The 3598-nt window shown below is 69.6% G+C and carries 5 protein-coding genes and 1 pseudogene; 2 read left to right on the top strand and 4 right to left on the bottom strand.

Going from position 1 to position 3598, the window contains the following annotated elements; all coding sequences use genetic code 11:
* Positions 1-53: 53 nt before the first annotated feature.
* Positions 54-356 (bottom strand): aminoglycoside phosphotransferase family protein, encoded by a 303-nt coding sequence (locus J7024_RS36575; protein WP_124826642.1) that lies wholly within the window; start codon positions 354-356, stop codon positions 54-56.
* Positions 357-561: 205 nt separating this feature from the next.
* On the opposite strand from J7024_RS36575, the pseudogene J7024_RS36580 reads away from it, so the two are divergent.
* Positions 562-924, top strand: a pseudogene (locus tag J7024_RS36580) (penicillin-binding protein); the annotation flags it as partial.
* Positions 925-1109: 185 nt separating this feature from the next.
* Positions 1110-1721: a trimeric intracellular cation channel family protein gene (locus tag J7024_RS36585; protein WP_124826641.1), complete on the top strand. Its 612-nt coding sequence runs from the start codon at positions 1110-1112 to the stop codon at positions 1719-1721.
* 54 nt (positions 1722-1775) lie between these two features.
* On the opposite strand, the gene J7024_RS36590 is transcribed toward J7024_RS36585, so the two are convergent.
* From J7024_RS36590 to J7024_RS36600, 3 genes are all read right to left on the bottom strand, one after another.
* Positions 1776-2156 carry a VOC family protein gene (locus J7024_RS36590; RefSeq protein ID WP_124826640.1) on the bottom strand — a complete coding sequence of 127 codons (381 nt, stop codon included), beginning with the start codon at positions 2154-2156 and terminating at the stop codon, positions 1776-1778.
* A 78-nt stretch (positions 2157-2234) separates the two neighbouring features.
* On the bottom strand, positions 2235-3056 hold the full coding sequence (locus J7024_RS36595; protein WP_234746024.1) for a heme ABC transporter ATP-binding protein: 822 nt from the start codon (positions 3054-3056) through the stop codon (positions 2235-2237).
* Positions 3057-3074: 18 nt separating this feature from the next.
* The coding region (locus tag J7024_RS36600; RefSeq protein WP_234746026.1) for a FecCD family ABC transporter permease at positions 3075-3598 on the bottom strand (524 nt) is incomplete at its 5' end.

Raw genomic sequence — 3598 nt, forward strand, 5'->3', positions numbered from 1 at the left:
ATTTGCGCGGCGGCGGATGGCGCCGTCGAAGTTGCCGTGCAGCGCGCCGCGTGCTACGCGCCGAGCGCGGTGGCGGCGAGTGCCGCGACCTGCAGCCGCGTGTCGGGCGATTGTTCGTCTTCCATCAGCCAGCTCGCCGACAGGCCGGCCCATGCGAGGATCCATTGCAGCAACCGGCGCAGGTCGAGCTGTGCCGCGTTGGCGACGAGCATGACGCGACGCGCTTCGTCGCACGTGGCGATTTTCAGCATCGCCGGCCGCGCGTGCCAGGCGTTCGGCAGCACGCCGCCGCACGCGGTCAGGATGGGGCCGCCGTCGGGCACGAGGTCCCACAGGCGCAGGCAGGTGTCGAACATGCCGACGATGGTACAGGCGAAGCGAAGCTCGCGCCGCGCGGTTCGACGGTTCGAATGAACCGCCATTCCTAAATAAAATTTAGCCAGCCAAACATTGGCTAAAGATTGTTCCGGTATCCCGGCATCCCTTCGACAATGCGCGCCTTTCGTGACGGATGGGCGCGTGGTGCGCGCCCGCCGTCACCGCATCGAAGAAGGAACCCGAATGACCGACCACCTCGCTTCCTCTCCGCCTCCCGCATCGCCACGTCGCCGCAAATGGCGCATGCTCGCGGGCGCGCTGCCCGGCCTGACGCTCGCGTGCGCGGGCATCGGCGCATGGACGATCCATCGCATCTGGACGCAACTGCCGTCCGTCGAACATCTGGCCGTCTATCGTCCCGCGCTGCCGCTGCGGATTTTCGCGCGCGACGGCGAACTGCTGGCCGAAGATGGCATCGAGCGCCGCGAGTTCGTGCCGCTCGAGCACATTTCGCCGCTGAGGCGGCACGCGCTGCTCGCGGCCGAGGACGCGAAGTTCTACGAGCACGTCGCGCTCGCCGACGGCGATTTCGTGTACGCCGAATACCTGCGCGGCACCTGCACCGCCGACGTGCCGCCGTTCATCCGCAGCCGCTACGCATGCGGCGGCGCGCCGGCGTCCGATGCGCCGGGCAATGACGGCAAACCCGACTCGCCGACGCCCGCGGCCGTCGACGCGGCCGAGCGCGAGCGCGTGCTCGACCTGTTCCGTACCGAAGACTGAGGCACACGATGCATACGCTTTATCTGATTGCGATCGTCGCGGAAGCGATGTCGGGTGCACTGATGGGGATGCGGCGCGGGATGGACCGCTTCGGGCTCGCGCTGGTGGGCGCGGTGACCGCGCTCGGCGGCGGCACCGTGCGCGACGTGCTGCTCGGCCACTATCCGCTCGGCTGGATCGCCCATCCCGAGTATCTGATGATCACGCTCGCCGCGGCGACCGTCGCCTCGTGGGCCGCGCGGCACGTCGCGCGGATGAAGACGCTGTTCGTCACCGTCGACGCGATCGGCCTCGCGGCGTTCACGATCATCGGCTGCGACATCGGCGCGTCGACGGGCACCGCGCCGATCATCGTCGTGCTCGCCGGTGCGATCACCGGGGTATGCGGCGGGATGCTGCGCGACCTGCTGTGCAACGAGATGCCGCTGATCCTGCGCGAGGAACTGTACGCGAGCGTCGCTTTCGTCACGGGCGCGCTGTACGTCGGGATGCAGCACGCCGGCATCGATGCGGGTGTCGCGACGGTGGTCGCGCTGGCGGCGGGCTTCACGATGCGGATGCTCGCGGTGCGGCTCGGCTGGAAGATGCGGACGTTCGGCGTCGCGGATCTCGAGCATTGAGCGAGCGGGTGTGCCGGACGCGGCGACGCGACGGATAGGCCGTCGCGCACGCATTCAGTCCGGCTGCATCACCTGGAAGACATTCCCTTCCGGATCGACGCCGTCGTACATCCGGTACGGGAAGCCGTCGTAGCGCTTGAGCGCGCGCACCGTCACGCGATCGCGGACGAAGCGCGCGCGATGCGCGTCGATGTCCGTGTCGATCGAGAAGACGAGCTTTACGTTGTTCGAATCCGTGCGCGCGGGCGCCGTTGCCGCGTGACGAAACGCCGGGCCGGCCAGATGCAGCGCGAGCTCGATCGCACCTGCGTCGAGCACGGCCCATTCGTCGTCGATTTCCTCGACGACCGGAAGATCGAAATATTGCCGATAGAACGCTTTCAGCAATGCGACGTCCTGCACGTACAGGATGATGCGGGTCATCGGAAGCGGCATGTGTGTCTCCTGGAAGGCGATAAGCGAATGACGAGGCCGGCTGCGCAGCACGCAGCCGGTTCATGCCATGCAACGGCGTCACGCCGGCACCATGACCGGCGGCGCCCCGTCGCCCGTTTCCACCATCTTCACCGCGAAGCCGTAGCACCGCGCGATATGGGCGGGCGTCATCACGTCGCGCGGTGCGCCGTGCGCGACGATCGTGCCGTCGGCGAGCATCGCGATCGTATCCGCATGCCGCGCGGCGAGGTTCGGATCGTGGACGATCGCGAGCACGCCGAGCTGCCATTCGCGCGCGACTTCGCGCACGGTATCGAGCAGCCGGTGCTGATGCGCGAGATCGAGCGCGGCGGTCGGTTCGTCGAGCAGCAGGTAGCGCGGAGCGGCTTCCGGCGCGTCGTCGTCCGGCCACAGCTGCGCGAGCACGCGCGCGAACTGCACGCGTGCCAGCTCGCCACCCGACAGCGTCGTCACGTCGCGTCCGACGAGCGCGTCGGCGCCCGCGCGTTCGAGCGCCCACCACGCGATGTCGCGATCGCGGCGCAGCGGTGCAACGTCGCGCCGCGCATGCGGATAGCGGCCGAGCAGCACGATTTCGTCGACGCTGAACGGAAACGCCGGCTGCGCGGCCTGCGGCAGCACGGCGCGCAGGCAGGCGAGTCGCGGCGCGTCGATGCGCGCGAGCGGTTCGCCGTTCAGCGCGAGGTCGCCTGTCACGCGCACGCCGTTCGGCGCGACGCTGCCGGTCAGCTCTCCCGCGAAGGTCTTCAGCAGCGTGCTCTTGCCCGCGCCGTTGCGGCCGAGCAGCGCGGTCACGCGGCCCGGTTCGATCGACAGCGACAGGTTGCGGAGCACGGCGGTGTGGCGGCGGGCGACGTCGAGATGATGGGCGGTCAGCATGATTCGTGAATGAAGGGTTCAACCGCCGAGCGCGCCACGGCTTTTCCACAGCAGCGCGAGAAAGAACGGCGCGCCGAGCAGCGCGGTGAGCACGCCGAGCGGAATCTCGGCGGGGGCGGCCGCCGTACGGGCGGCGAGATCGGCGGCAAGCGTCAGCAGTGCGCCGAGCAGCGCGGCGCCGGGCAGCACGACGCGCTGGTCGGGGCCGCATGCGAGGCGCACGCAGTGCGGCGCGACGAGGCCGATGAAGCCGATGATGCCTGCGCACGACACGAGCGCGCCGACCGCGAGCGCGACCGCGACGAGCACGCGCCGCTTCAGACGCTGCACGGGCACACCGAGATGCAATGCCTCGGTTTCGCCGAGCTGCAATGCATTCAATGCATCGCGGTCGCGCGCGAGCAGCACGCAGCCGATCGCGACGCACGGCGCGCCGGCCGCCAGCGCCGACCATCGCGCGCCGCCGAGGCTGCCGAGGCCCCAGAAGGTCAGCGAGCGCAATTGCGCGTCGCCGCCGACGAACGTCAGCACCCCCACCCCCC

The sequence above is a fragment of the Burkholderia sp. WTPI3 genome (assembly GCF_021483755.1).
In the GTDB taxonomy this organism is placed as follows: Bacteria; Pseudomonadota; Gammaproteobacteria; order Burkholderiales; family Burkholderiaceae; genus Burkholderia.

Coding starts and splice junctions, on each gene's coding strand:
- J7024_RS36590 (WP_124826640.1), bottom strand. CDS start 2,156: ATGCCGCTTCCGATGACCCGCATCATCCTGTACGTGCAGGACGTCGCA.
- J7024_RS36575 (WP_124826642.1), bottom strand. CDS start 356: ATGTTCGACACCTGCCTGCGCCTGTGGGACCTCGTGCCCGACGGCGGC.
- J7024_RS36595 (WP_234746024.1), bottom strand. CDS start 3,056: ATGCTGACCGCCCATCATCTCGACGTCGCCCGCCGCCACACCGCCGTG.
- J7024_RS36585 (WP_124826641.1), top strand. CDS start 1,110: ATGCATACGCTTTATCTGATTGCGATCGTCGCGGAAGCGATGTCGGGT.